Consider the following 24,636-nt stretch of genomic DNA (forward strand, 5'->3'; position numbering starts at 1 on the left):
GGGTAGCCCCACGGCGAACGGACCGATATTCAAAAACCAGAAATGATGAAGCGGGCACGCGAGCGCCCGCTTCATGCTTACCAGCGGTAGTGCGAGAAGGCGCGGTTCGCTTCCGCCATGCGGTGCGTGTCTTCGCGCTTCTTGACGGCATTGCCGCGGTTGTTGGCGGCGTCCAGCAGTTCACCCGACAGACGGGCGGCCATGGTGGTTTCGCTGCGGTTGCGCGAAGCCGTGATCAGCCAACGGATCGCCAGCGCCTGGGCGCGCTCGGGGCGCACTTCGACGGGGACCTGGTAGGTCGCACCGCCGACACGACGGCTGCGGACTTCGATGCCGGGCTTCACATTGTTCAGCGCGTCATGGAACATGCCGATCGGGTCCTTCTTGGACTTCGCTTCGACAGTGTCGAGAGCACCGTACACGATGGACTCGGCGACGGCTTTCTTGCCGTCCTGCATGATGCTGTTCATGAATTTGGACAGCACGATATCACCGAACTTGGGATCGGGCAGGATAACGCGCTTTTCTGGGCGACGACGACGTGACATATTCTAGTCTCCCTTACTTCGGACGCTTCGCGCCGTACTTCGAACGGCTCTGCTTACGGTCCTTGACGCCCTGGGTATCCAGAACGCCGCGCAGCACGTGGTAGCGCACACCGGGAAGATCGCGTACGCGGCCGCCACGGATCAGCACAACGCTGTGCTCCTGAAGGTTGTGGCCTTCACCCGGAATATAGGTGATGACTTCGCGCTGGTTGACCAGACGCACCTTCGCGACCTTGCGGAGAGCCGAGTTCGGCTTTTTCGGGGTCGTCGTGTAAACACGGGTGCAAACGCCGCGCTTTTGCGGGTTCGCTTCCATTGCAGGGACCTTGGACTTGGTCTTCTGCAGTTCGCGGCCCTTGCGGACCAGCTGGTTGATCGTTGGCATGAAGCCCTTCACCTTTTTCAGTTACTTTATCGCCAGCATTCCCGCTTTCCCTGCCGCCTGAGCGCGCCAGCACCCAAACAGCAAAAGCCCCGGGCGGGCATAAGCCCCCTGGAGCCGCAAGAGCAGTCGACAATGTTCAGCTCTGTATTCACCCCGCATGACGTCGACTGGGAAAGACGAATCTTTGCAACCGCAGGCCGCCGGGCAGGCGCGCCTATAGCCGGGCCGTTCAACATGGTCAAGGAAAGCAGATGGATCATCGAAGCAGGCGCGCGAACGCGAAATTAGGGGATTGATAAGAAGTCATAAAGTAACTGGTTTGCCTGGCGTTCACCAATGGTCGCTGGCTGGGAACAGACGTGACGCAAATTTCCCGCCTTACGGGCGAATTCATCAACGCAGAACGAGAGGGAGCTTTTCAGGAGGAGCGCCTGCCCGAATCGCGACGCCATGCGCGGATGCTGTTCCTTTTCTCTGCTGTAATGAATACGCTGTTTCTGGCGAGCGACTGGCGTTTCGCGGGAACCCCCCATTTCTGGGTGGCGGTGCCTGCTCGAACCGTCATTGTCCTGTGCTCGATCGCCTGCCTGATGCTGGTCCGCAAGATGGCGAGCTTCAGAGCTGTGGAGCGCTATTGCTTCTTCTGGCAAGCGGTGGTTGCGGTGGGGGTCGCATTCCTGGTCACGTCCCGCACCGACCTTGCCCTGTTCGTCCTGGCGATGCTGCCCGTCGTTTTCTATCTGGTCGTGCCCACCAGCTTCAGGGGGAATTTCGGTGGCGGCATTGGTTGCGGCATCGCCCTACTGATCGGTTACCTCAGCCCCGCCCCGCTTTCGGCGACCGCGCCGGGCCTGATCATCGGGGTCCTGACACTTCATTGCGCGATGTGGATCGCGATCACCCGCACCAATCGGCTCCAGCGACAGGAATGGACCGCCAGCCGGGTCGCCCGATCGGCGCAGGCAGCTCTCGTCACCAACGGCGAAACGCTTGAGCGGATGTTCAGAAGCGTACCCATCCCCCTGCTGGTCACGCGGGAAGGCACTGTCATTCGTTTCAACGACGCGGCCGCCGCCATGTTCGGGACGGGAAGCGATATTTCGGACGTGCATGTGCTGCACGACAAGTCGGCCATGTTGACGACGTTGCGCGATTACATCGCCGCGGGAGAGGATGTGGACAATCATGAATGCCGCATTTTCAGCAGGGGATCGGTCGCGCACGATGTTCTGCTGGCGTCGCGACCAATCGTCATAGACGGCGAAGACTGCATTCTTTCCAGCATCGTCGACATTACGCATCGCAAGGAAGCCGAACGCCATCTGGCCCATCTGGCCATGACGGATGCGCTGACCGGCCTGGCCAACCGGTCGCACTTCATGACCAAGCTGGCTCAAGTCGCAGGGTCCATGGACCAGAGCCGGAGCCCGGGCAAGGCCGCCGTGGTCCTGATCGACCTTGATGAATTCAAGCGGATCAATGACAGCGCCGGGCATGACGCGGGCGACGCGGTGCTGCGCGCGGTGGCTCAACGGCTGCAACAGGTGGTCCGCCCAGGGGACCTGATCGCCCGGATGGGTGGCGACGAATTTGCCGTGCTGCTGACCCGGCTGAATTCAGCAGCCGACCTGCACAGCATATTGGACCGCATGACGTCGTCGTTGCATCAACCATTGACGCACGGAGCGCGCGACCTGGATTGCCGCGTCAGCATGGGGGCGGCGCTGTTCCCCGACCATGCCGAACACATAACCGACCTGATGAAGCACGCTGACATCGCGCTTTATGAAGCAAAGAATGCCGGGCGCGGCCGGGCCTGCCTGTTCGAACCCGGCCTGCTGGAAAGATGGCTGCGCGAAGCCCGCATGCTGGAATGCGCGCGTGAAGCCATGGTCCACGCCCCGCCCCAGCCCTGGTATCAGCCCAAGGTCGACCTGACGACCGGGCGCATCATCGGTTTCGAAGCGCTGCTTCGGTGCGTTCGCGCCGATGGATCGGTCATTATGCCCGGGGAAATCGCCGCCGCGTTCGAACATTGGGAACTGGGCCGCATCATCACCGAACGCATGGTTTCGCAGGTCCTTCGCGACTGCCGCAGATGGCAGGACCAGGGCATCGATTTTGGCCATATCGCGATCAACGTCCCCGGCGTGGAACTGCATGACAGCAGCTTCCCCGACCGCCTGTTGGACCACATTCGGGCCGCAGGCGTACCGACCGGACGGATTGAGCTGGAGGTGACGGAATCGGTTTTCCTGGGTCGCAACGCCGAAGTGGTGGAACGCAGCCTGCATCGGTTGAGCCAGGAGGGGATTTCCATCGCTCTCGACGATTTCGGCACCGGTTTCGCGTCGCTTTCGCACCTCAAGCAGTTCCCGATCGATGTGATCAAGATCGACCAGCGCTTTGTCCGTGACCTGGAAACCGACCCCGACGACGCGGCGATCGTGCGAACCGTCCTCAACCTGGCCTATAGTCTTGGCATCCACACTGTGGCCGAAGGGATCGAGAATGAGCATCAGCTCGACTATCTGAAGGCCGGTGGGTGCCATTATGGCCAGGGCTTCCACTTCGGCGCAGCTATGCCCGCAGCGATGATTCCCGCACTGCTCGGCTGCAGCGACAACGAATCGAGCGCCGGGCAAATTGCCTGATTTTTGTTGGAACGAAACAACGCCGGGAACGTTTCAGCCTGCTTGAATTTCGCTTCGTCACGACTCGCCCCTCCCGGATTCGCTCCCGATCCTGTCTTTTGTTAGCGGCCCCTGGTCTTCGAAAGCATATGGGGTCAAAAGTTGTCGCATCAGTTCAAGAGGGGGGCCGCCGCCCTTCGGGCCTGGATTATCGCCCGGTGCCCGGAGCGTGAGATTGCGCTTCTTTCCGCCGGACAACTAAAGTCTATCCGCCTTTCTACCCGCGCGCAGCTGACCACCGCCTCCCTGCTGGCGGGACTGACGCTCACCTGGTTGGCCGTCACCTTGTCGGTCATGACGGGCCGGGCCGACCTGTCGCGCGAACGGGCGATGCTGGAGGCGAAGCAGCAGGCGGTCGCGGGCGCGGCGGGTAAGGTCGATCGCTATCGCCAGTCAATGGATGACCTTGCGCGCGACCTTCGGCAGCGGCAGGATTTCATCGACGATTTGTATCGCGCGCATTTCGGCGAAGATGCTGTTCAGCGTGACACGGGCGCCGCGAAACAGACCCAATCCTCCGATCTTAGCATAGGCGCGTCACCCGAAGCCGCGACATTGGCGAAGATCGACGCGCGCCAGCGGCATTTTGCGGTTCGGCTGACCCAGGCCGTCCGGCAGCGGACGGAAAAAACCGCCGCCGCCATCCGCAGCTACGGCCTCAACCCCAATGCGCTGGCCCGCACTGCTGAGCGGGCGCAGGGCGGCCCCTTCGTGCCCTGGCATGGGCAGGGCGACGAACTGCCCGGTGAATTTGAAAAGCTGGCGGACGCATTGTCGCGGATGGAATTTCTGGAAAGCAGCCTGATGTTCATCCCGTCGGGGCGGCCGACGACCGCACCGATGCAGTCCAGTTCCTATGGCTATCGCCGCGACCCGTTCAACGGCAAGGCCGCCTTTCATGCGGGCATAGATTTTCCCGGCAGCCGCGGCCAGCCGATTCTTGCCGCCGCAGCAGGCAAGGTCAGCTTTGCCGGGCAGCGCAGCGGCTATGGCAATGTGGTGGAGATTGAGCATGGCAACGGCCTGACCACGCGCTACGCTCATCTGTCCGGCTTTGTCGCACGGGTCGGGCAGAAGGTGCGGCCAGGGCAAAAGATCGCGCTGATGGGATCGACCGGTCGATCCACGGGCGATCACCTTCATTTCGAAGTGCGGATGAAGGGGGAGGCGATCAACCCTCGCCGCTTCCTGGAAGCGCGGGACGATATATTGCAGGTGCAAAAGATGGCCCGCGCGCGCCTGGCCGACATTGGCGGCCGTGGCTGAGCCAACGACAGGTCAGTTCACCGGGGGCCGCCGCCTGTAGCTGAGCGCTTCGGCAACATGCACCCGCCCTACCCCCTCGGCCCCCGCAAGGTCCGCGATGGTCCGCGCCACCCGCAGCACGCGGGTATAGCCGCGCGCCGACAATTTCATCGCGACCGCAGCCTGCGCCAACAGCTCTCGCCCCGCCTCATCGGGCCCGGCCACCTCTTCCAGCCGGTCGCCATCGACTTCCGCGTTGGTTCGAACCGTCGTCCCTTCGTAGCGGCGCGTCTGCCTGCCTCGCGCCTGCGCAACACGTTCCGCCACCTGGGCCGATCCTTCGGCTGGCGGCGGCAGGACAAGGTCGGCGGCGGTCACTGCCTGCACTTCGACATGCAGGTCGATGCGGTCCAGCAGCGGCCCCGAAACCTTCGCCTGATAATCCGCAGCACAGCGCGGCGCGCGCGAACAGGCCAGTGCCGGATCGCCCAGATGGCCGCAGCGGCACGGGTTCATTGCGGCGATCAACTGCACCCGGGCGGGGAAGGTCACATGCGCGTTGGCGCGGGCGACCGTCACCTCCCCCGTTTCCAGTGGCTGCCGCAACGAATCGAGCACGCTACGCTGGAACTCGGGCAGTTCGTCCAGGAACAGGACGCCCAGATGCGCCATGCTGACTTCGCCGGGCCGGGCACGAATGCCGCCGCCGACCAGCGCCGCCATGGACGCGCTATGGTGCGGGTTGCGGAACGGTCGCGCACGGCTGATCCGTCCCCCTTCCAACATGCCCGCAACGCTTGCCACCATGGATGTTTCGAGCGCTTCCGCCGGGGTCAATTCTGGCAATATGCCCGACAGGCAGCTTGCCATCAGCGACTTCCCCGCGCCCGGCGGCCCCACCATCAGCAGGTTGTGGCCACCCGCCGCAGCAATCTCCAATGCCCGCTTGGCGCTTTCCTGGCCCTTCACCTGCTTGAGGTCTGAAGTGCGCGGCGGTGGTTCGACCGCCCCGGCCTGCGGCGGGGACAGTGCCGCCGTGCCCTTGAAGTGATTGAGCAGGCTTAACAGATCAGGCGCTGCGATCACCTCTATCTGCCCGGCCCATGCCGCCTCGGACCCTTGCGATACAGGGCAAACCAGGCCCAGTTCCTTCTCGCCCGCATGAAGCGCCGCAAGCAGGACGCCTGGCGTCGACGCGATGCGGCCATCCAGTCCCAGTTCGCCCACCACCACATAGCCCGACAGCGTTTCCGCGTCGATCACGCCCATTGCGCCCAGCAGCGCCAGGGCTATCGGCAAGTCGAAATGCGACCCTTCCTTGGGCAGGTCAGCGGGTGAGAGGTTAACGGTAATCCGCTTGGGCGGCAGCGACAGGCCGATTGCCGCAATTGCATTGCGCACGCGCTCCCGGCTTTCGGCGACCGCCTTGTCAGGCAATCCCACGACGATAAAATTGGGCAGGCCGGGGACAAGCTGGCACTGAACCTCCACGCTGCGCGCGTCCAGCCCCAGATAGGCGACCGTCGATACCGTCGAAACCAAATTGCCCCCAATGTCCGTAAAATCGCCGCGCCCAAATAGCGGGTCAGTCCTGTTCGTCCTGCCGCCCCTTGAACCCCTGGGCAACGACAAACCACTCGACGCTTCCCTTACGGCTGGCCGGGGGCTTTGCATGTTTGATAGTCGTGAAATGTTTTTTCAGCACGCCCAGCAGCTCGGCATCGGTCCCGCCAGCGAAGACCTTGGCCACGAAAGTCCCGCCCTTGCGCAGATTTTCAACCGCGAACCATGCCGCTGCCTCGACCAGCGCCATGGTGCGCAAATGGTCCGTCTGCGGATGGCCGACCGTGTTCGCCGCCATGTCGGAAATGACCAGGTCAGGGGCCTCGCCCAAAGTTTCGGCCAGCAAAGCCGGGGCCTTGCCATCCATGAAATCCATCTGGAACAGGGTGACATCGGGGATCGGATCCGTCGGCAACAGGTCAATGCCCACTACCTTCGCCTTGGGCGACAATTTCTTCACCACCTGCGCCCAGCCGCCGGGCGCAACGCCCAGGTCGACAACCGCCCGCGATCCCTTCACGAAGTGAAACTTCTCATCCAGTTCGATCAGTTTGAAGGCAGCACGGCTGCGCCATCCTTCCGCCTTCGCCCGGCGGACATAAGGATCGTTGAGTTGCCGTTCCAGCCAGCGCGTGGATTGCGCCGTGCGCCCCTTCGCCGTCTTTACCCGGACCTTGCCGACGCCTGCGCCCCTCACATTCTTACTCCATCGCGGTCCATAAGGCCGCGCAATATGCCTTCCCGGATTCCCCGGTCGGCGACGCCCAGCCTTTCGGCGGGCCAGATGTCGAGGATGGATTCCAGGATCGCGCACCCAGCGACAACCAGATCAGCCCGTTCGGTCCCGATGCAGGGCAGCTTCTGCCGTTCCGCCAGCGGCATGGTGGCAAGGCGGCTGGAAATGGCCCGCATCGACGCCGAAGGCACGATCAGCCCGTCAATCGCCTGCCGGTCGTAGCGAGGAAGGTTGAGGTGCAGGCTGGCAAGTGTCGTCACGGTCCCGGACGTGCCGAGCAGCCGGACCGATGAAGGCTGGCGCGGCAGACGGCGGGCAAGCGGGGCAAAGGCATCGGCCACCCGCTCGCGCATCCGGGCATAGGCGGCCATCCGTTCGGACGGGTCGGCATGGTCGAACAATTCACTCTCGGTCAGGGATACCACGCCCCATGGCGCGCTGACCCAGTCAACGATATGGGGCACACCCGAACAATTGGCATCCACCAGCACCAGTTCGGTCGAACCGCCGCCTATGTCGAAGATCAACGCCGGGCCGTCCCCCGGTTCCAGCAGGACATGGCATCCCATGACAGCGAGCCGGGCTTCTTCCTGCGCGCTGATGATATCGAGAGCGATGCCTGTTTCGCGGTAGACCCGCTGGATGAACTCCGCGCCATTGGCGGCGCGGCGACAGGCTTCTGTGGCGACCGAGCGGGCCAGCGTGACATGGCGGCGGCGCAGCTTGTCACCGCAGATGGCCAGGGCCGATATCGCGCGCTCGATAGCTTCGTCACTGATGCGGCCCGTCGCGGCAAGCCCTTCGCCCAACCGCACAATCCGGGAAAAGGCGTCGACAACGATGAACCCGTCCGATGATGGCTTGGCGATCAGCAGTCGGCAATTGTTGGTGCCAAGGTCGATCGCCGCATAAGCCCGCCGACCCCGTGGCGGATGAGGCAATGTGCCCCGCTGTTTCAACGGGGGAGTAATGGCCGCAGCCTTGCTCCCATTAGCCGGGCCGGAACGGGCGCTCTTGCCCGAAACACCTCCGGCGGGACCGGAACTCTGCGGCAATGGGCGGCTGTGCTGCACCATGGCCGTATCTCTTTTCTTCTTCGCCGACACCGAAGGGTGCGGAACTTGGTATCAAGACTATGCGGATGCGCGGCAAAGCGCAAGACGGGGCCGGAATTGCAATCGCGTAGTCGCACTCGCCGCGCGCGTCGACAGAGCGGGAGGCCGCTTCAAAGCGGCAGGAGGGCAGCGACGATCCATCGCTCTTCCGCGCGCAGCACGCCCCACGCTCGGGCCGCCGCCCGGCTGTCCATCGCCTCGACGCCGATGTCCATCGCCTCAAGGTCGCGGACGAACTGGCGGGACGGTTGCGCCAGGCGGGCCCCGGTTCCCAGCAGCAGAAATTCCGGTCGAGGCTGGACATCCAGCAGGTCGCCCAACGCCGCCCGCGTCAACGCCTCCACGACGGGGGCATCGTCCCACGCCCATGCCGCCGTTGGGCTCAGCAGCAGGCCCGTTGGAAATACATCATCCCGGACGCGAAACCCGCGCCCTGAAAAGCCGGTGATGATCGGACCCTGCCCCGATTCATCCCGGCGCAGTTCAATTCCGCTGCGCCCAGTTCCTGAGGTTTGGCCGTTCAGGGCCTTGCCCCGTCATCGCGCGGCCCCACGCGCTCCGCCTGGGCGGCCAGGCCGGACTTACCCCCCTTGCGCTCCCCCACCTGCGGGGCGAGGCCCAGCGTGATCAGCAGCGAAGACGACACATAGACCGACGAATAGGTGCCCACGATGATGCCCAGCATCATGGCCGCGGTGAAGCCGCGCAGCACATGGCCGCCAAATAGCAGCAGCGCACCCAGCGCCAGCATGATCGTGACCGACGTCATGACCGTGCGCGGCAGCGTTTCGTTGACGGACAGGTCGATCAGCGACTTCATGTCCATCTTGCGATATTTGCGCATATTTTCGCGGATACGGTCGTCGATCACCATCTTGTCGTTGATCGAATAGCCCACGATCGTCAGCACGGCAGCGACGATGTTGAGGTCGAACTCCATCTGGGTGACGGCGAAGAAGCCGAGCGCCATCAGCACGTCATGCATGATGGCGACAAAGGTCGAAACGCCGAATTGCCATTCGTACCGGAACCAGGAAAAGACCGCGATGCCGATCACGGCAAGCATGACGGCCAGAATGCCATTGCGGATCAACTCGCCCGACACCTTGCCCGACACTGTGTCATAGCGGGAAAATGTGACGCCGGGGAATTGCGCCGTCATCGCATTGCGTGCCTTTTCGACCACCGCGTTGGCCGCACCCGCGCCCCCCTGTTCGGGAAGAGGCAGGCGGATCTGTACCGTCCGGGGATCGCCAAATTGCTGTAGCGATCCATCACCCACGCCCAGTTGATCGATCGTGCTGCGCACCTTGTCCAGCGGCGGCGGCTCGGCAAATTTTGCCTCGATCATCAGGCCGCCGACAAAATCGACGCCCATGTTGAGCCCGCGATAGGCGGTCGCACCCACGGCCAGCACGGTCAGCAGCGCGGTCAGGGCAAAGGCCCAGTGGCGCAGCTTCACAAAGCCGATATTGGTATTGTCGGGGACGAGCTTCAGAAGTTTCATGGGTCTTTTCTCCCGGCCCCTTTAAATGTGGATCTCGGTCGGGCGCTTGGCGCGAAGCCAGCGCGCCGCGAGCAGGCGGGTGAAGGTGACAGCGGTGAACACGCTGGTGGCGATGCCGATCAGCAGCACGATGGCAAAGCCCTTGACCGGGCCGGAACCCAGCGCAAGCATGATGCCGCCGGCGATGGCATGGGTGACGTTCGCTTCGAAAATCGTGCGGCTCGCTTCCTTGTAGCCGAACTCGATCGCCTGCACGACACCTCGTCCACGTCGGCGCTCTTCGCGGATACGTTCGTAGATGAGCACGTTGGCATCGACCGCCGTGCCGATTGTCAGCACGAAGCCAGCGATGCCCGGCAGGGTCAGCGTCGCGCCCAGCATCCCCATCACGCCCAATATGACCAGCACGTTGATGGCGACCGCGAGGTTCGCATATATACCGAAACGGCCATAGCTGACGAACATGAAGGCAGCGACCGCGACGACCGCTATAAGCGAAGCGAGAAGGCCCGCCCGGATCGAGTCAGCGCCCAGCTGCGGTCCGACCGTGCGTTCCTCCACCACCGCAAGCGCGACAGGCAGCTTGCCCGAACGCAGCGCGATAGCCAGCTGATTGGCGCTTTCCACGGTGAAATTGCCGCTGATCTGGGCGGACCCGCCCAGGATCGGTTCATTGATATTCGGTGCGGACAGCACCTTGCCGTCCAGGATGATGGCGAAGGGGCGATTGACGTTCTGGGACGTGACCTGCCCGAATTTCCGGCCACCCGATCCGTTGAAGCGGATGTTGACGATCGCCTGGTTATTCTGGTCGAAACCCTGGGTCGCGTCCGTCAGCTCTTCGCCCGATACCATGACCTGCCGCTTGACGGCGATCATAGGCACGCCCGACGGATTGTCGGGGTAAGGCAGCACTTCGCTACCGACCGGCGCGCGGCCTTGGGCGGCTTCGGACGGATTGGCGGTCGTATCGACCAGCTTGAATTCCAGCTTCGCGGTCTGGCCCAAAAGGTCCTTCAGCGCCTTGGGGTCCTGAAGCCCCGGCACCTGCACGACGATCCGGTTGCCGCCCTGCTGCTGGATAGTGGGTTCGCGCGTGCCCATTTCGTCGATCCGCTTGCGGATGACTTCGGTCGCGACTTCCATCGCGCTCTTCACGGCATTGTCGATGCCCGCGTCGGTCGGCGTGATGACGACGGTCGAACTGTTCACCACCTCGACGTTGAAATCCCGCTGCCCGGTCAGCCCGGCGCCCTGTGTCAGCGGCCGGATACGCTCTACCGCCGCATCGACCTGCGCCGGATTGCGGACCATGAAGCTCAGCTTGCCGTCGCGGCTGGAAATATCGCCGATTGCGATACGTTCCCCGCCCCGCCGCAATTCGGTGCGGACCTGCTCCTCCATATTGGTGAGCCGCTGCCTGGCGACATCCTGGGTCGATGCTTCGAGCAACAGGTGGCTGCCGCCTGACAAGTCAAGACCCAGGTTGACGCGCGTTTGCAGCGACCGGGGCAGCTTTTCCACCACATTTTCGGGCAGGAAGCTCGGCACGGCGCACAGGATGCCGATCAGCAATGGCAACAGGATCCCGGCGACGGCCCAGCGCGAGAAATTCAGCATCGTGGGTTCAGTCGTTCGCTGGTTTGGCAGTGGCGGGATTGACCACGTCGGTCAGCGTCGACTTTACCGCCTTCACTTTCATGCCGGGCGCGAGTTCAACATCGCAATAAACGTCGTCCACGCGGACCACCTTGCCAATGAGACCGCCGCCGGTCACGACCTGATCTCCCTTCTTCACCGCGTCGATCTTGGTCTTGTGATCCTTCATCCGCTTCTGCTGCGGACGGATCAGCAGGAAATAGAAGACGACGAAGATAAGAACCAGCGGGGCGACCTGCACCAGCATGGAAGCGCCGGACGATGGCTCGCCCGCGGTCTGGGCAAAGGCTGGGGATATGAACATGGGTGGGACTTTCGCCTTATTGTCTTGTCCAGCCGTGAATGCGCATGCAGCGTCCACGGATCAAGGGCGGGCGGCTAACACAGATGCGGCTTTGGAGGCAACATGATTAGGGATTGCACGACAAGGCAAAAAGGCTTCGTTCAAGCTATTGCATGTTGTTCGACATGCTTCTATGTGCCGCCCCTCCGGTCGGGACGTAGCGCAGCCTGGTAGCGCATCACACTGGGGGTGTGGGGGTCGGAGGTTCGAATCCTCTCGTCCCGACCAAGGAAAACAGAAGCCGCGAGCGAAAGCCGATCGCAGCTCCGCCCTTCCCAATATCTCATATCTTTCAGGGCCATTTGCGGCGCGCGAAGATTTTGCTGTCCTACAACGAACCAAATGGGATAACTGATTCGCCTTCAGTGACTGGGAGGCGGACCGATGGACATTTCGACATTGATCGACGAGGTGATTGCGCGCGAAGGTGGTTATAGTGACCACCCGGCGGATCGCGGCGGAGCTACGCATTTCGGGATTACCCAGGCGGTGGCGCGTGCCAATGGCTATGCCGGTCATATGAAGGCCCTGCCCCGGGCCGCCGCGGAGACAATTTATCGGCAGCTATATTGGGAATCGCCAGGCTATGACATGATCGCCCAGATCGCTCCCAGCGTCGCCGCCGAGATGTTCGACACCGGCGTGAACATGGGCACTCCTACTGCGACGGGCTTTCTTCAACGCGCATTGAACGCCCTTAACCGGAACCAGAAGGATTATCCCGATCTGAAAGCCGACCGGGTGGTAGGCGCCAAAACACTCGCAGCATTAAGGTCGTTCCTGGCGCTTCGTGGGAAGCCGGGCGAAGTGGTGCTGCTAAAAGCCCTGGAGGCACTGCAAGGCGAACGATATCTGGCGCTGGCGGAAAGCCGACCGGCGAACGAGGCTTTTCTCTACGGATGGCTTGCAAACCGTATCGGTTAGGAATTTCACACTGATGACCAATCCGAAACGACGGATCGCGCAGCCCGACCGATGGACCGCACGCGCCCGCCCCGCTTTCCTTTACGTCATGTACGGGCTGCTATTATGGTCGGTGCCACTGGGCCTGATCGGCGGCGCGCGTCCCGATGTGGCGCAGGCAATCACCGAAGCGATGCAGGCCTATTTCAACGCACTGCCCGAACCACTCTACGCTTTGTTCGGCACAGGCTATCTGGGCTATACCGCGGCCCGCGCATGGGGAAAGGCGAAGGGAGCCGAGCGGTAGGATATCGCAAGGACATGCGCAGGGCTACGCGGCACCAACCAACCCTGACATGAGAGGGGCCGTCGGGGCAGATAGTCCCGACGGCCCATCATTGACATGGTCAGCGGCCAGAAGCGCCACCCAGGGAAACGGTGTTCGCGCTATTTCCGACAAGCGGGCGACATCCTAATGGACATCGCGGGGCGACCCAAATCATGCTTATCGAAAATCGACGCAGTTGGCGTCGCTCAGCGGCGCGTTTCCCGAAGGGACTTGACCGACCTCACTGCTGAACCATGAGACATCGGATCACCTCCTTTCGCTTGTTAAAGCCCGCGCGACCCGGCTTTCACTCGACCTTGGACCTGGCCACGAACTGGACTGTGAATCAGATGGGGCGCACAAACAAGACTTGTAATATTCTTTTTTCGAATCATACTTGCGCGTCCGCTGGACAAGCCGATTTGGTGCAGGGACCACTTGTCAGGCACAAGATGTGCCACATCAGGGTCTGATATCCCCGTTAGCGCCGACAATCCTCGATCACACGGCTAACTTCCGCCCATGCGGGCAGGATCAGCATGTCGCCGCCTTGAACCTCTATCGCGAAACGACCGCGGCTATAGGCGATCTGATCCAAGGTCGCGTCAGTCGCAGTTCGGGTCGCGACGACAGCAGTTGCGGTGGCGGCAGCTGGCCAGTTGGTCGCGCCATAGCTGGTCCGCACTGTCATGACCGGCTTACCGCCCCCGGCGCGGGCAACACTGATCTGGCGCGCCGCAATATCGCAGCGCATCGTCACCAACACAGCGGCACTTGGCACAGCAGCACCTGGCCCGGCAAATGTTGCGGTCGATCCGGCGCTTTCGGCACGATAGGTCCAGTTGCCGGGCGTGGTCGCGCGATATTGCCACTCGACCGGGGCAGCGGCAGGCGGCGGTGCGGGCGTGGGCGTGGGGCGCTGGGGCTGCGCTGGGGACGGTGGCCGATCGGGCGCCCCCACACATGCGGCAAGCAACAGCGTCAGCGACGCAAGGGTGGCGGTGGTCATATAAGAGCGCATGCCCCTTTCATGCCCGACCCTGCCCCCGACCTTCAACCCGAAAAGGGGCGAACCATATCTTAGACCAGGAATCTCGCGCGGATGCCGTATATCTGCCCATGGTATCGGTTGATCCCGGGCCTCAACCCACAGTCGCAAAGTTGACAGCATCGGGTCCAATCGCTAGGGCCTCGACCATCCCGGACACGCTGGTGAGCGGCAGTGCATGGCACTGGCCGTCTTTTTTGCGTCACGGGGTCTATCGAATCGGCCGATGTCCCTATAGGGGTCTCTGCCCGGACGCTTTGAGATGGGGTGGCGCCAACCGCCCCGTGGAGCAGGAGAACAGATTACCATGGCACGTATTGCGGGTGTTAACATCCCGACCAACAAGCGCGTGATCATCGCGCTCACCTACATTCACGGCATCGGCCGCAAGACCGCCGTCGATATCGCCACCAAGCTGGGCATCGACCAGAGCCGTCGCGTTCAGGACCTGTCGGACGCCGAAGTCCTGCAGATTCGCGAAGCCATCGACGCCGACCTGACGGTTGAAGGCGATCTGCGCCGCGAAACCGCGATGAACATCAAGCGCCTTATGGACCTGGCCTGCTATCGCGGCCTGCGTCATCGTAAGGGCCTGCCGGTTCGCGGTCAGCGCACGCATACCAATGCGCGCACCCGCAAGGGCAAGGCGAAGCCGATCGCCGGCAAGAAGAAGTAATCGTTGAGGGTTGCGCCTTTCGGCCTGACCCTCCGGCGACTTCTGCTTTCAACGATTTCAGTAGGATAGAGCAAAAATGGCACGCGAACCCCAGCGCATTAAGCGCCGCGAACGCAAGAACATCTCGGCCGGCGTCGCGCACGTCAATGCCAGCTTCAACAACACCATGGTGACCATCACCGACGCCCAGGGCAACGCGATTTCGTGGTCCTCGGCCGGCATGATGGGCTTCAAGGGCAGCCGCAAGTCGACCCCGTATGCCGCGCAGGTCTGCGCCGAAGACGCGGGCCGCAAAGCCGCCGATCATGGCGTGCGCACCCTGGAAGTCGAAGTGAAGGGCCCCGGTTCGGGCCGTGAATCGGCTCTTCGCGCGTTGCAGGCTGTCGGTTTCCACATCACCTCGATCCGCGACGTGACGCCCATTCCACACAATGGCGTCCGTCCTTCAAAGCGCCGCCGCGTCTAATTCGACGCGAGGCTTGTTGGCGGGCGGCGGACGCGCCGCCCGTTCACCCATTTGCATCGGCCGAACGTCCTGTCTGGGTCCAGGATTTAAACGTTTCGGCCTCATCCCCAGGGGAAATACATGACTGTCAACATGAAGAACTGGCAGGAATTGAAGAAGCCCAACAGCCTTGAGATCAAGGTTTCGGGCGACGGCAGGCGGAAGGCGACTTTTATCGCCGAACCTTTGGAGCGCGGCTTTGGCCTGACGCTCGGCAACGCGCTGCGCCGTGTTCTTCTATCCTCGCTCCAGGGCGCGGCGGTCACCTCGATCAAGATCGAGAACGTACTGCATGAATTCTCATCCCTCGCCGGCGTGCGTGAAGATGTGACGGACATCGTCCTCAACATCAAGCAGGTCGCGCTGAAGATGGAAGGCGATGGTCCCAAGCGGCTGCAGCTGAGCGCTACCGGTCCCGGCGAAGTGAAGGCTGGCGACATCACCACCGTGGGCGACATCGAAGTGATGAACCCGGACCTGGTGATCTGCCACCTTGATCAGGGCGCGACCCTGAACATGGAACTGACCGCCGACATCGGCAAGGGCTATGTCCCCGCCGTTGCCAACCGTCCGGCTGACGCGCCAATCGGCCTCATCCCGATCGACGCGCTCTATTCGCCGGTCCGCCAGGTTGCCTACAAGGTCGACAACACCCGCGTCGGCCAGGAATTGGACTATGACAAGCTGTCGCTGACCATCGAAACCGATGGCACCGTCACGCCGGAAGACGCGGTCGCTTATGCCGCCCGCATCCTGCAGGACCAGCTCCAGCTGTTCGTCCACTTCGAAGACGCGCTGCCCGTCGCCGCTCCGGCTGCTGGCGCCGCTGCTTCGGCCGCTGCCGAGGGCGAAAGCGACACCAACCAGATCAACCGCTATCTGCTCAAGAAGGTGGACGAGCTGGAACTGTCTGTCCGTTCGGCGAACTGCCTCAAGAACGACAACATCATCTATATCGGCGATCTGGTCCAGAAGACCGAAGCCGAGATGCTGCGCACCCCCAATTTCGGCCGCAAGTCGCTGAACGAAATCAAGGAAGTGCTGTCGTCCATGGGCCTGCGCCTGGGCATGGACATCCCCGGCTGGCCGCCGGAAAATATCGAGGAAATGGCCAAGAAGCTCGAACAGGAGCTGCTGGGCTGATCCCCGCCCCCTCTCCCCGGCCAAGCTGGAGAGAGGGGGGCCGGATCTCTGGAATTTCACTCCAGGAACGGTGTGAACTTTGCCTGTTTTTTAGGCAGGGGAATGGCGGCGCCCCGGATTGCCGCCTGGTCTGGGCTACCTCACACGGGTCCTTAACGAACGAAGGAACAAGACATGCGTCATAAAGTTGGTCATCGTAAGCTGCAGCGCAGCGCCGGGCATCGTAACTCGCTGCTCCGCAACCTCGCTGCCTCGCTCATCAAGCATGAGCAGATCCTGACCACCACGCCCAAGGCGAAGGAACTGCGTCCCTACGTCGAAAAGCTGATCACCCTTGCCAAGAAGGGTGGCCTGTCGAACCGCCGTCTGGCCCACGCCCGCCTCCAGGACGATACCCAGCTGGTGAAGCTGTTCGAAGTGCTGGCCGAACGCTATGCTGGCCGCAACGGCGGTTACACCCGCGTGATCAAGGCAGGCTTCCGCGCATCTGACGCCGCCCCGATCGCGATCATCGAACTGGTCGACCGCGACATGGAAGCCAAGGGCAAGGATTCCGGCCCGATCCAGAACGCCGAAGCGGACGAGTTGGAAGCCGCTTGATCGGCTAGCCCGCTCTCTCAAGGGCGAAACACTACAGGAACGGGCTGCGGTTCTATGGAACGGCAGCCCTTCTTTTTTGGCGGCTGGCCTGCCTGACACTTCAAGCTCCGCCTGTTCCCGCCGAAAAAATCGAAACCGCCACGAAAATCGGCTGGCTCCCTCCTCGCCGGTTCAATCCACGGTTTCCCCCGACAGTTAAAATGTTCTAGGCGGCGAAACGATCAGGAGTTTCCGCTGCATGCCCCCTTCGTCATCCCCCCACCGTTCAGCCGCGATGGTCTTCATCCTGGTGACCGCCCTGCTCGACGTCATGTCGATGGGCATCATCATCCCGGTCCTGCCCCAACTGATTGAAGAACTGGCCGGATCGACCAGCGCGATCGGTTTGTGGAACGGGCTGTTCGTAGCGATGTGGGCGTCAATGCAATTTCTGTGTTCGCCCGTAATCGGATCCCTGTCCGACCGTTTCGGGCGACGACCGGTGATCCTGATTTCAGTCGCGGGCCTTGCGCTCGACTTTCTGCTGATGGCGCTCGCTCCCAGTCTCTGGTGGCTGGCCATCGGGCGCATACTGGGCGGGATCACATCATCCAGCTTCACATCGACCTTTGCCTATATGGCCGACGTCACTCCGCCCGAAAAGCGCGCACGCGGCTATGGGTTGATCGGGGCGGCGTTCAGCGGCGGCTTCGTCGCTGGACCGCTGCTAGGCGGCGTTCTGGGCGAAATCTCTTTGCGCGCGCCCTTCTGGGTCGCGGCGGCACTGTCCGGCATGGCATTTCTCTACGGCCTATTCGTATTGCCGGAATCGCTGGACCCGGCCAAGCGCATGGCGTTTTCCTGGCGGCGGGCCAATCCGTTCGGCGCGCTCAGGCTGCTACGCTCCCACCCCGATTTGTCGGGTCTGGCAGGCGTCAACTTCCTGCTGCATTTCGGCCACCACCTGTTTTCCGCCGTGTTCGTACTCTATGCCGGGGAACGCTATGGATGGGGACCGTGGCAGGTGGGCGCCGTGCTGGCACTGGTCGGCGCGATCGACATGTGCGTGCAGGGCCTGCTGGTGGGTCCGGTGGTGAAGCGGCTGGGCGACCGTCAGACCATGGTCATCGGCCTGACCTTTGGCGCCATCGGGCTGGCCGCGATGGGGCTTGCGCCTACGGGCTGGCTGTTCGTCGTCGCCATGTTCCCCAGCGCGCTATGGGGTCTTGCCATGCCGACCATCCAGTCCTTGATGACAAGGCGCGTGTCGGAATCCGAACAGGGCCAGTTGCAGGGTGCGAATAATAGCGTCGGATCAGTCGCAGGCATCATGTCGCCGCTGTTTTTCGGCGCGGTCTATTCGGCATCGGTAGGGGAGGATCCGGCGCTGCCTTTCATCGGCAGCGCCTTCCTGATGGCGGCGGCTGTGCTGGCTGCCGGGGCGGTGCTGGGGTGGGCAACCGGGCGGCGTCGGGATGCGCCTTTGCTGGACAAGGGCGACGCCACGCACTAACCGCGCCACATTCCATTCTCTCCGGTTCATAAAGGCGATTCGATGACGCTGCCCCTTCAGGATTCCATCCTCATCGTGGATTTCGGCAGCCAGGTGACGCAGCTGATCGCCCGGCGCGTGCGTGAAGCAGGCGTCTATTCCGAAATTGCCCCTTTCAACAGCGCCGCCGAAGCCTTTGACCGCATGAAGCCTAAAGGCATCATCCTGTCGGGCGGCCCTTCATCAGTGATGTGGGACGACAGCCCGCGCGCGCCGCACCATTTCTTCGACGCAGGCGTTCCGATCCTGGGCATCTGCTATGGCCAGCAGACGATGATGCAGCAGCTGGGCGGTCAGGTCGAAGGCGGCGAAAGCGGGGAGTTCGGCCGCGCCTTCATCGAAGTGAAGAAGCGTTGCGCCCTGTTTGACGGTCTGTGGGCCGTAGGTGACCGGCATCAGGTGTGGATGAGCCATGGGGACAAGGTGACCCACCTCGCCCCCGGCTTTGAAGCAGTGGCGGTGAGTGAGGGCGCGCCCTTCGCCATGACCGCGAACGAGGAAAAGCGCTTTTACGCAACGCAGTTCCACCCCGAAGTCGTGCACACGCCCGACGGCGCAAAACTGATCGCCAATTTCGCTCGCCATGTCTGTGGCCTGAAAGGCGACTGGACCATGGCCGAGTTCCGCGCCACCAAAATTGCGGAAATTCGCGCGCAGGTGGGCGACGGCAAGGTGATCTGCGGCCTGTCGGGCGGCGTCGACAGCGCGGTTGCCGCCGTGTTGATCCATGAGGCAATCGGCGACCAACTGACCTGCGTCTTCGTGGATCACGGCCTGATGCGCAGCGGAGAGGCCGAACAGGTCGTATCGCTGTTCCGGGGCAGCTACAATATCCCGCTGGTCCATGTGAACGCGGAAACGCTGTTCATGAAGGGGCTGGAGGGCGTCACCGACCCCGAAGCCAAGCGCAAGTTCATCGGCAAAACCTTCATCGACGTGTTCGAGGATGAGGCCAGGAAGATCGGCGGCGCAGCCTTCCTGGCGCAGGGCACCCTCTATCCCGACGTCATCGAGAGCGTCAGCTTCACGGGCGGGCCGTCAGTGACGATCAAGAGCCATCACAATGTCGGGGGCCTGCCCGAACGGATGAACATGAAGCTGGTCGAGCCGTTGCGCGAGCTGTTCAAGGATGAAGTGCGCGAACTGGGCCGGGAATTGGGGCTGCCGGACGTCTTCGTCGGCCGCCATCCCTTCCCCGGACCGGGCCTCGCCATTCGCATCCCTGGCGAGGTCAACAAGGAACGTTGCGACATTCTGCGCAAGGCCGATGCCGTCTATCTGGAGGAAATCCGCAACGCCGGGCTGTACGACGCAATCTGGCAAGCATTCGCGGTGCTGCTGCCGGTGCGTACGGTCGGGGTGATGGGCGACCATCGCACCTATGACTGCGTTTGCGCGCTGCGAGCGGTCACCTCTACCGACGGCATGACCGCGGACATCTATCCCTTCGACGCCGCCTTCCTGAGCCGCGTTGCGACCCGCATCATAAACGAGGTCAAGGGCATCAATCGCGTGGTCTACGACTATACGTCCAAACCACCCGGCACGATCGAGTGGGAGTGATCTCACGCTGATTTGCCGTGGATGCATATCGACAGCGTCCATCGTGACGCTCATCTGGCGGTCTCGGCCCTATGTTTCTGGGCTGACTAATGCAGAAGCCTTGCAGCGACCAAGGCTGACCGCTAGGTTCACCTTTCGTTCTAAGAAGGTGACATTATGGACAGCCTGATCGCCCTGCTGATTATTGCAGCCTCGCTCGCTGGGATTGGGGTCGGGTGGCTGCTGCGGGGGAAGGCCCTTGCCACTGCCAGCGCTGAAAAGACGGAGCTTACCGCGAAGCTGGACAGTATCACGGCACAGCGCAATGCGGCTTTGCAGGAACTGGTGGTAGCGCAGGATCGCGCGGCGCAGGCGGCTGAGCTTGCGGGACGATTGGAAGAGGAACGGACGGCGCGCGAGGCGGCGGGCCGCGACTTGGCTGCCCTACGGTCCGATACGCAGGCGCGAGCCGAAGCGTTCGAGGCGCAGATTGTCGCATTGAAGGATGCCAAGGAACAGCTTTCCGCGCAGTTCAGCGAGATTGGCGGCAAGCTGCTGCAACAGGCGCAGACCCATTTTCTGGAGCGTGCGGACCAGCGGATGACGCAGGCGCATGAGAAAAGCGAAGCGCAACTCAAGCAACTGCTCCATCCGGTCAATGAGACAATTCAGCGCTACGACCTGAAAATCACGCAGATCGAACAGCAGCGGACCGAAGCCTATGGCATCCTGCGCGGCGAGATCGAATCCATGCGCACCGGTCAGGAAGCGGTGCGCGCCGAGGCGCAGCGGCTAGTCGATTCGCTGCGGCATGCTCCCAAGGCACGCGGCCGCTGGGGCGAGCAGCAGTTACGCAACGTGCTGGAAACCTGCGGCCTATCGGAACATGTCGATTTCCACACGGAAGTGAGCGTTGAGGGCGAGGATGGACGGCTGCGGCCAGACGCCATCCTCCGCGTGCCGGGAGGGCGATCGCTGGTCATTGACGCCAAGGTATCACTCAACGCCTATCAGGATGCTTATGGAGCCGAAGGTGAGGATGAACGTAACCGGCTGCTGACGGCCCATGCCAACGCAATGCGCGCCCATGTCGATACGCTGGGGCGAAAAAGCTATGCTGACCAGTTTGATGAAGCGCCCGACTATGTGATCATGTTCGTGCCGGGCGAGCATTTCTTGTCCGCCGCGCTGGAACATGATCCTCGACTATGGGATCACGCCTTTGCCAAACGGGTATTGCTCGCGACCCCGACTAATCTGATCGCAATCGCCCGGACAGTCGCGGCGGTATGGCGGCAGGAAAAAATGGCTGACGAGGCCAAGCGCATCGGCGCACTGGGCAAGGAGCTTTATGAAAGGCTGGCGGGCGCGGCGACTTCGCTTCGGAAACTGGGCAACCGGCTGACGGGGGCCGTGGGTGATTATAACGCGTTTGTCGGTAGTTTCGAAGGTCGAGTGCTGGTCACCGGGCGCAAGTTGCGCGACCTCAACATCGAAACGGGTGGCAAGGAACTGGAACAGTTGGAGCCGGTCGAAGCGCTAGTGCGTGAACCCGCCTCTCCTGAAGCCCTGCGACCGTTAGACGCGCTGCCCAGCATCGCGGAATAGGCGATCCGCGAGATTTCAGCTGGGTTCACATTGATAGTTAGCCAGCTATTAAAGTCGGAACGAAGCTTCGGATTGCGTGAAAAGCCTCACGGTGGCATGGGCTGGGGATGGCACGCATTGGCCTATTGGGCGGCTCCTTCAATCCAGCGCATGGTGGCCATCGGGCAATTTCGCTGTTTGCCGCCCAGGCGCTCAGTCTTGATGAAATATGGTGGCTCGTTTCTCCCGGCAACCCGCTGAAACGCTCGACCGGGATGGCGCCGCTGACCGCGAGATTGCAGCACGCCAGGAAAATCGCGCGTCGGGCCCCCATCCGACCGACGGCAGTCGAGCGCACGCTGGGCACGCGTTATACTGTCGATTCGCTGCGCCGCTTGTCCGCCCGCTATCCGCGTGATCGATTCATCTGGCTGATGGGGGCGGATAATCTAGCACAATTCGGCCAGTGGAAGGCTTGGCGCGGTATCGCGCGACGAATGCCCATTGCGGTGATCGCCCGTCCATCCTATGATAGTGCAGCCCATGGCTCTGTGGCCATGGCCTGGCTGCGGCGTTTCGTCCGGCCCGCGCGCCAGAGTGCAGACTGGACGGAGTGGAGACCGCCGGCACTTGTGCTTTTGCGCTTTCGCCCTGATCCAAGATCGGCGACCCTGTTACGGCAGGCCGACCCTCTCTGGCATCGCGAGTATGAACATGCACGTGTGCGCGACCCGCTCACGCGTCGGCTGATTGTCTAGAATGGAGCCTCTTTGACCAGAACCCAGCCCGCCAACGACACGGCGCATGACGCCGACAGCGTTGCCGCCCTGCACGCCCTAGTCCTTCAGTCGCTTGACGACGACCAGGCGCAGGAAACCATCTCTATCCCCTTGGAAGGCAAAAGCAGCATCGCCGATCACATGGTGATCGCTAGCGGTCGTTCGTCGCGACAGGTCGCCTCCATGGCGCAAAAGCTTGCCGAACGGATCAAGCAGTCCACGGGCCGTTCCGCACGGGTGGAAGGGTTGCCGGTCGCCGACTGGGTGCTGATCGACGCCGGAGACGTCATCGTGCACCTGTTTAGGCCCGAAGTGCGCAGCTTCTACAATCTGGAACGGATGTGGGGCTTTGTCGATGCGCCGGTGGCAGGCACCGCCTGAACCCAGGTTCGACAATCGCCGCGTGAGGACCTAGGGAGCAGGACATGCTGCTCCACATTATCGCGCGCGGAAAGATTGGGCGTTCAGCCGAAACAGAATTGGTCGACCGCTATATGAAGCGACTGACCATGCCGCACAAGATCACCGAACTGCCCGACCGCGGCGGAAAGCTGCCGCCCGCACCCGCTGGCACGGTCACCATTATGCTCGATGAAAAGGGTCGGCAGCTCGGCTCTTTGGATTTCGCCCGCCGGATCGAAGGATGGCGCGACGCAGGCACGCGCGAATGCCGGTTTCTGATCGGCGCGGCGGACGGCTTTGGCGACGTTGAACGTGCTAACGCCGACCTGCTGATCGCGTTCGGCGCAATGACATGGCCCCACATGATGGCGCGAGCGATGCTGGCCGAACAGCTGTGGCGTGCCTGCTCGATCCTTGCGGGACACCCCTATCACCGGGAAGGATGAAGCGAGCCGGAGTTGTAGCGCCCCGCCCCCGCTCGACATGCGGGTGGGTTTGCGCCTAGACATCTTCCCCACTCCGCACAGGGGCGGCATCCGGGGGACAGATTGAGACGGTCGGCGATCATCGCGGCGTTAATGACCGCAACAGCGGGCATCGCGGGCACGACAGGCCTGATCGCGGCACAGAAGCCGGGGATCATCCTTCAGGGCACCGGGCGGACCAGCCTGCAACAGGAGCAAGGCGCGCTGAGGGCGGCGCGCCTGCAATCCGAACAGGCGCGCGACCGGTCCGAACGGCTGGAACAGCAGGCGCGCGCCGCCAGGGACGAAGCCGAACAGGCCCGTCGCAGCGCCGCCGCGATGGCTGCCCGCATCCAGCAGGCCGAAGCAGACATCCAGGCGGCGCAGGCGCGCATCGCCATCATCTCCAGGCTGCAACGCGCCCAGGCGGAGCGGCTGGCGGCCAAGCAAGAACCCGTCATACGCCTGACCGCCGCGCTGCAGATGATCGCACGCCGTCCGCTCGCGCTGGCGCTGGTGCAGCCTGGAACGATCAGCGACGCGGTACATATGCGCGCGGTCCTGAGCCAGGTCCTGCCAGTGATCCAGACGCGGACAGCAGGCTTGCGCGCCGAACTGGAGCGCAGTCGCGCCCTGCGCAATACGGCGGAGCAGGCAGCAGGAGCGCTGGCGCAAAGTCGCGCCGACCTGCGCGACCGGCAAACCGCGCTGCGGGCGCTGGAAACACGCAAGCGGTTGGCTGAGAAGGACTATCAATCGAGCGCCGGGCTTGAAAGCGACCGCGCCCTGGCGCTGGGCGAACGTGCGCGCGACATTGTCGACCTGATGGACAGGATCGAGGCGGCGGGAGATTTGCGGGAGGAACTGGCGCAGCTGCCAGGACCGACGTTGCGACCCGCCCAGCCCCATCTGGCTCCCGCCACCGCTCCGTCGCGGGAAAGGATCACAGGCGGCCCGCCAGCCTATCGCATGCCGGTCATGGGGCAGCTGGTCACCGGCATGGGGGAAATGTCGGAAAGCGGGGTGCGTTCTCGCGGCCTCACCATTGTCACCCAGGCAGGCGCGCTGGCTGTTGCGCCGACAGCCGGGCGGGTCGCCTTCGCCGGGCCTTATCGCGGCTATGGGCAGATTGCGATCATTGACCATGGCAATGGATGGACAAGCCTGATCACAGGCCTGTTGCGGATGAACGTCACGGTCGGCGACACCTTGCGGCAGGGCGACCCTATCGGCAATGCTGGACCGGGGCGGCCCAGCATCACGGTGGAATTGCGCCGCAATGGCCGTCCCGTGGATATCGTGCCGCTGGTGAGCGGCTAGAGCATCCTGCGCAA

The 24,636-nt window shown here is 62.8% G+C and carries 25 protein-coding genes and 1 tRNA gene; 16 read left to right on the top strand and 10 right to left on the bottom strand.

Going from position 1 to position 24,636, the window contains the following annotated elements:
* Window positions 1-77 precede the first annotated feature (77 nt).
* On the bottom strand, window positions 78-548 hold the full coding sequence (rpsG, locus tag ACI3KQ_RS04760; protein WP_004208727.1) for a 30S ribosomal protein S7: 471 nt from the start codon (window positions 546-548) through the stop codon (window positions 78-80).
* Window positions 549-561: 13 nt separating this feature from the next.
* A complete protein-coding gene (gene rpsL, locus ACI3KQ_RS04765) occupies window positions 562-933 on the bottom strand; it encodes a 30S ribosomal protein S12 (protein WP_007686591.1) in 372 nt (123 codons plus the stop codon).
* A 359-nt stretch (window positions 934-1,292) separates the two neighbouring features.
* On the opposite strand from rpsL, the gene ACI3KQ_RS04770 reads away from it, so the two are divergent.
* The gene (locus tag ACI3KQ_RS04770) at window positions 1,293-3,587 is read left to right on the top strand and encodes a putative bifunctional diguanylate cyclase/phosphodiesterase (RefSeq protein WP_404955285.1); all 2,295 of its coding nucleotides are present in this window, start codon (window positions 1,293-1,295) and stop codon (window positions 3,585-3,587) included.
* A gap of 141 nt (window positions 3,588-3,728) precedes the next feature.
* Window positions 3,729-4,892: a M23 family metallopeptidase gene (locus ACI3KQ_RS04775; RefSeq protein WP_404955287.1), complete on the top strand. Its 1,164-nt coding sequence runs from the start codon at window positions 3,729-3,731 to the stop codon at window positions 4,890-4,892.
* 12 nt (window positions 4,893-4,904) lie between these two features.
* Here the strand turns inward: ACI3KQ_RS04775 and ACI3KQ_RS04780 are convergent, their stop codons facing one another.
* From ACI3KQ_RS04780 to yajC, 7 genes are all read right to left on the bottom strand, one after another.
* Window positions 4,905-6,413, bottom strand: a complete 1,509-nt coding sequence (locus ACI3KQ_RS04780; protein ID WP_404955289.1) for a YifB family Mg chelatase-like AAA ATPase — start codon at window positions 6,411-6,413, stop codon at window positions 4,905-4,907.
* A gap of 43 nt (window positions 6,414-6,456) precedes the next feature.
* A complete protein-coding gene (locus ACI3KQ_RS04785; protein WP_404955291.1) occupies window positions 6,457-7,131 on the bottom strand; it encodes an RlmE family RNA methyltransferase in 675 nt (224 codons plus the stop codon).
* Window positions 7,128-8,246, bottom strand: a complete 1,119-nt coding sequence (locus tag ACI3KQ_RS04790) for a Ppx/GppA phosphatase family protein (RefSeq protein WP_404955293.1) — start codon at window positions 8,244-8,246, stop codon at window positions 7,128-7,130. The genes ACI3KQ_RS04785 and ACI3KQ_RS04790 overlap by 4 nt, the downstream gene beginning before the upstream one ends.
* Window positions 8,247-8,395: 149 nt before the next feature.
* Entirely contained in the window at window positions 8,396-8,734 is a 339-nt protein-coding gene (locus tag ACI3KQ_RS04795; protein WP_404955475.1) for an Mth938-like domain-containing protein, read from the bottom strand.
* Between the two features lie 71 nt (window positions 8,735-8,805).
* On the bottom strand, window positions 8,806-9,792 hold the full coding sequence (gene secF / locus ACI3KQ_RS04800; RefSeq protein WP_404955295.1) for a protein translocase subunit SecF: 987 nt from the start codon (window positions 9,790-9,792) through the stop codon (window positions 8,806-8,808).
* 21 nt (window positions 9,793-9,813) lie between these two features.
* Window positions 9,814-11,412: a protein translocase subunit SecD gene (gene secD, locus ACI3KQ_RS04805; protein ID WP_404955297.1), complete on the bottom strand. Its 1,599-nt coding sequence runs from the start codon at window positions 11,410-11,412 to the stop codon at window positions 9,814-9,816.
* A gap of 7 nt (window positions 11,413-11,419) precedes the next feature.
* Complete coding sequence (gene yajC, locus ACI3KQ_RS04810) at window positions 11,420-11,755, bottom strand: preprotein translocase subunit YajC (protein WP_404955299.1); 336 nt, start codon at window positions 11,753-11,755, stop codon at window positions 11,420-11,422.
* Window positions 11,756-11,945: 190 nt separating this feature from the next.
* On the opposite strand from yajC, the gene ACI3KQ_RS04815 reads away from it, so the two are divergent.
* The 3 genes from ACI3KQ_RS04815 (at window position 11,946) to ACI3KQ_RS04825 (ending at window position 13,004) form a co-directional block, all read left to right on the top strand.
* Window positions 11,946-12,022: transfer RNA gene (locus ACI3KQ_RS04815), tRNA-Pro, on the top strand.
* 156 nt (window positions 12,023-12,178) lie between these two features.
* Window positions 12,179-12,718, top strand: coding sequence for a glycoside hydrolase family 108 protein (locus ACI3KQ_RS04820; RefSeq protein WP_404955301.1), 540 nt, complete (start codon window positions 12,179-12,181; stop codon window positions 12,716-12,718).
* A gap of 13 nt (window positions 12,719-12,731) precedes the next feature.
* A complete protein-coding gene (locus ACI3KQ_RS04825; RefSeq protein WP_404955303.1) occupies window positions 12,732-13,004 on the top strand; it encodes a 3TM-type holin in 273 nt (90 codons plus the stop codon).
* Window positions 13,005-13,506: 502 nt separating this feature from the next.
* Here the strand turns inward: ACI3KQ_RS04825 and ACI3KQ_RS04830 are convergent.
* Window positions 13,507-14,034, bottom strand: coding sequence for a hypothetical protein (locus ACI3KQ_RS04830; RefSeq protein WP_404955305.1), 528 nt, complete (start codon window positions 14,032-14,034; stop codon window positions 13,507-13,509).
* Between the two features lie 346 nt (window positions 14,035-14,380).
* Here ACI3KQ_RS04830 and rpsM point away from each other — a divergent pair, with 346 nt between their 5' ends.
* From rpsM to ACI3KQ_RS04885, 11 genes are all read left to right on the top strand, one after another.
* Window positions 14,381-14,749: a 30S ribosomal protein S13 gene (rpsM, locus tag ACI3KQ_RS04835; RefSeq protein ID WP_037467883.1), complete on the top strand. Its 369-nt coding sequence runs from the start codon at window positions 14,381-14,383 to the stop codon at window positions 14,747-14,749.
* Between the two features lie 76 nt (window positions 14,750-14,825).
* Complete coding sequence (rpsK, locus tag ACI3KQ_RS04840; protein ID WP_167304149.1) at window positions 14,826-15,215, top strand: 30S ribosomal protein S11; 390 nt, start codon at window positions 14,826-14,828, stop codon at window positions 15,213-15,215.
* 120 nt (window positions 15,216-15,335) lie between these two features.
* Window positions 15,336-16,397 (top strand): DNA-directed RNA polymerase subunit alpha, encoded by a 1,062-nt coding sequence (locus ACI3KQ_RS04845; RefSeq protein ID WP_404955308.1) that lies wholly within the window; start codon window positions 15,336-15,338, stop codon window positions 16,395-16,397.
* 174 nt (window positions 16,398-16,571) lie between these two features.
* The gene (gene rplQ / locus ACI3KQ_RS04850) at window positions 16,572-16,997 is read left to right on the top strand and encodes a 50S ribosomal protein L17 (protein ID WP_404955310.1); all 426 of its coding nucleotides are present in this window, start codon (window positions 16,572-16,574) and stop codon (window positions 16,995-16,997) included.
* Window positions 16,998-17,235: 238 nt separating this feature from the next.
* On the top strand, window positions 17,236-18,489 hold the full coding sequence (locus ACI3KQ_RS04855) for a TCR/Tet family MFS transporter (protein ID WP_404955311.1): 1,254 nt from the start codon (window positions 17,236-17,238) through the stop codon (window positions 18,487-18,489).
* Between the two features lie 42 nt (window positions 18,490-18,531).
* Window positions 18,532-20,091 carry a glutamine-hydrolyzing GMP synthase gene (gene guaA, locus ACI3KQ_RS04860; protein WP_404955313.1) on the top strand — a complete coding sequence of 520 codons (1,560 nt, stop codon included), beginning with the start codon at window positions 18,532-18,534 and terminating at the stop codon, window positions 20,089-20,091.
* 156 nt (window positions 20,092-20,247) lie between these two features.
* Window positions 20,248-21,678 carry a DNA recombination protein RmuC gene (rmuC, locus tag ACI3KQ_RS04865; protein ID WP_404955315.1) on the top strand — a complete coding sequence of 477 codons (1,431 nt, stop codon included), beginning with the start codon at window positions 20,248-20,250 and terminating at the stop codon, window positions 21,676-21,678.
* A gap of 107 nt (window positions 21,679-21,785) precedes the next feature.
* Window positions 21,786-22,415, top strand: coding sequence for a nicotinate-nucleotide adenylyltransferase (locus tag ACI3KQ_RS04870; RefSeq protein WP_404955317.1), 630 nt, complete (start codon window positions 21,786-21,788; stop codon window positions 22,413-22,415).
* A gap of 12 nt (window positions 22,416-22,427) precedes the next feature.
* Complete coding sequence (rsfS, locus tag ACI3KQ_RS04875; RefSeq protein ID WP_404955319.1) at window positions 22,428-22,817, top strand: ribosome silencing factor; 390 nt, start codon at window positions 22,428-22,430, stop codon at window positions 22,815-22,817.
* 44 nt (window positions 22,818-22,861) lie between these two features.
* A complete protein-coding gene (locus tag ACI3KQ_RS04880) occupies window positions 22,862-23,284 on the top strand; it encodes a 23S rRNA (pseudouridine(1915)-N(3))-methyltransferase RlmH (protein ID WP_404955322.1) in 423 nt (140 codons plus the stop codon).
* Between the two features lie 132 nt (window positions 23,285-23,416).
* Window positions 23,417-24,622 carry a murein hydrolase activator EnvC family protein gene (locus ACI3KQ_RS04885; protein ID WP_404955324.1) on the top strand — a complete coding sequence of 402 codons (1,206 nt, stop codon included), beginning with the start codon at window positions 23,417-23,419 and terminating at the stop codon, window positions 24,620-24,622.
* Window positions 24,623-24,636: the final 14 nt, after the last annotated feature.

This window comes from Sphingobium sp. ZW T5_29 (assembly GCF_044987515.1).
Taxonomy (GTDB): Bacteria; Pseudomonadota; Alphaproteobacteria; order Sphingomonadales; family Sphingomonadaceae; genus Sphingobium.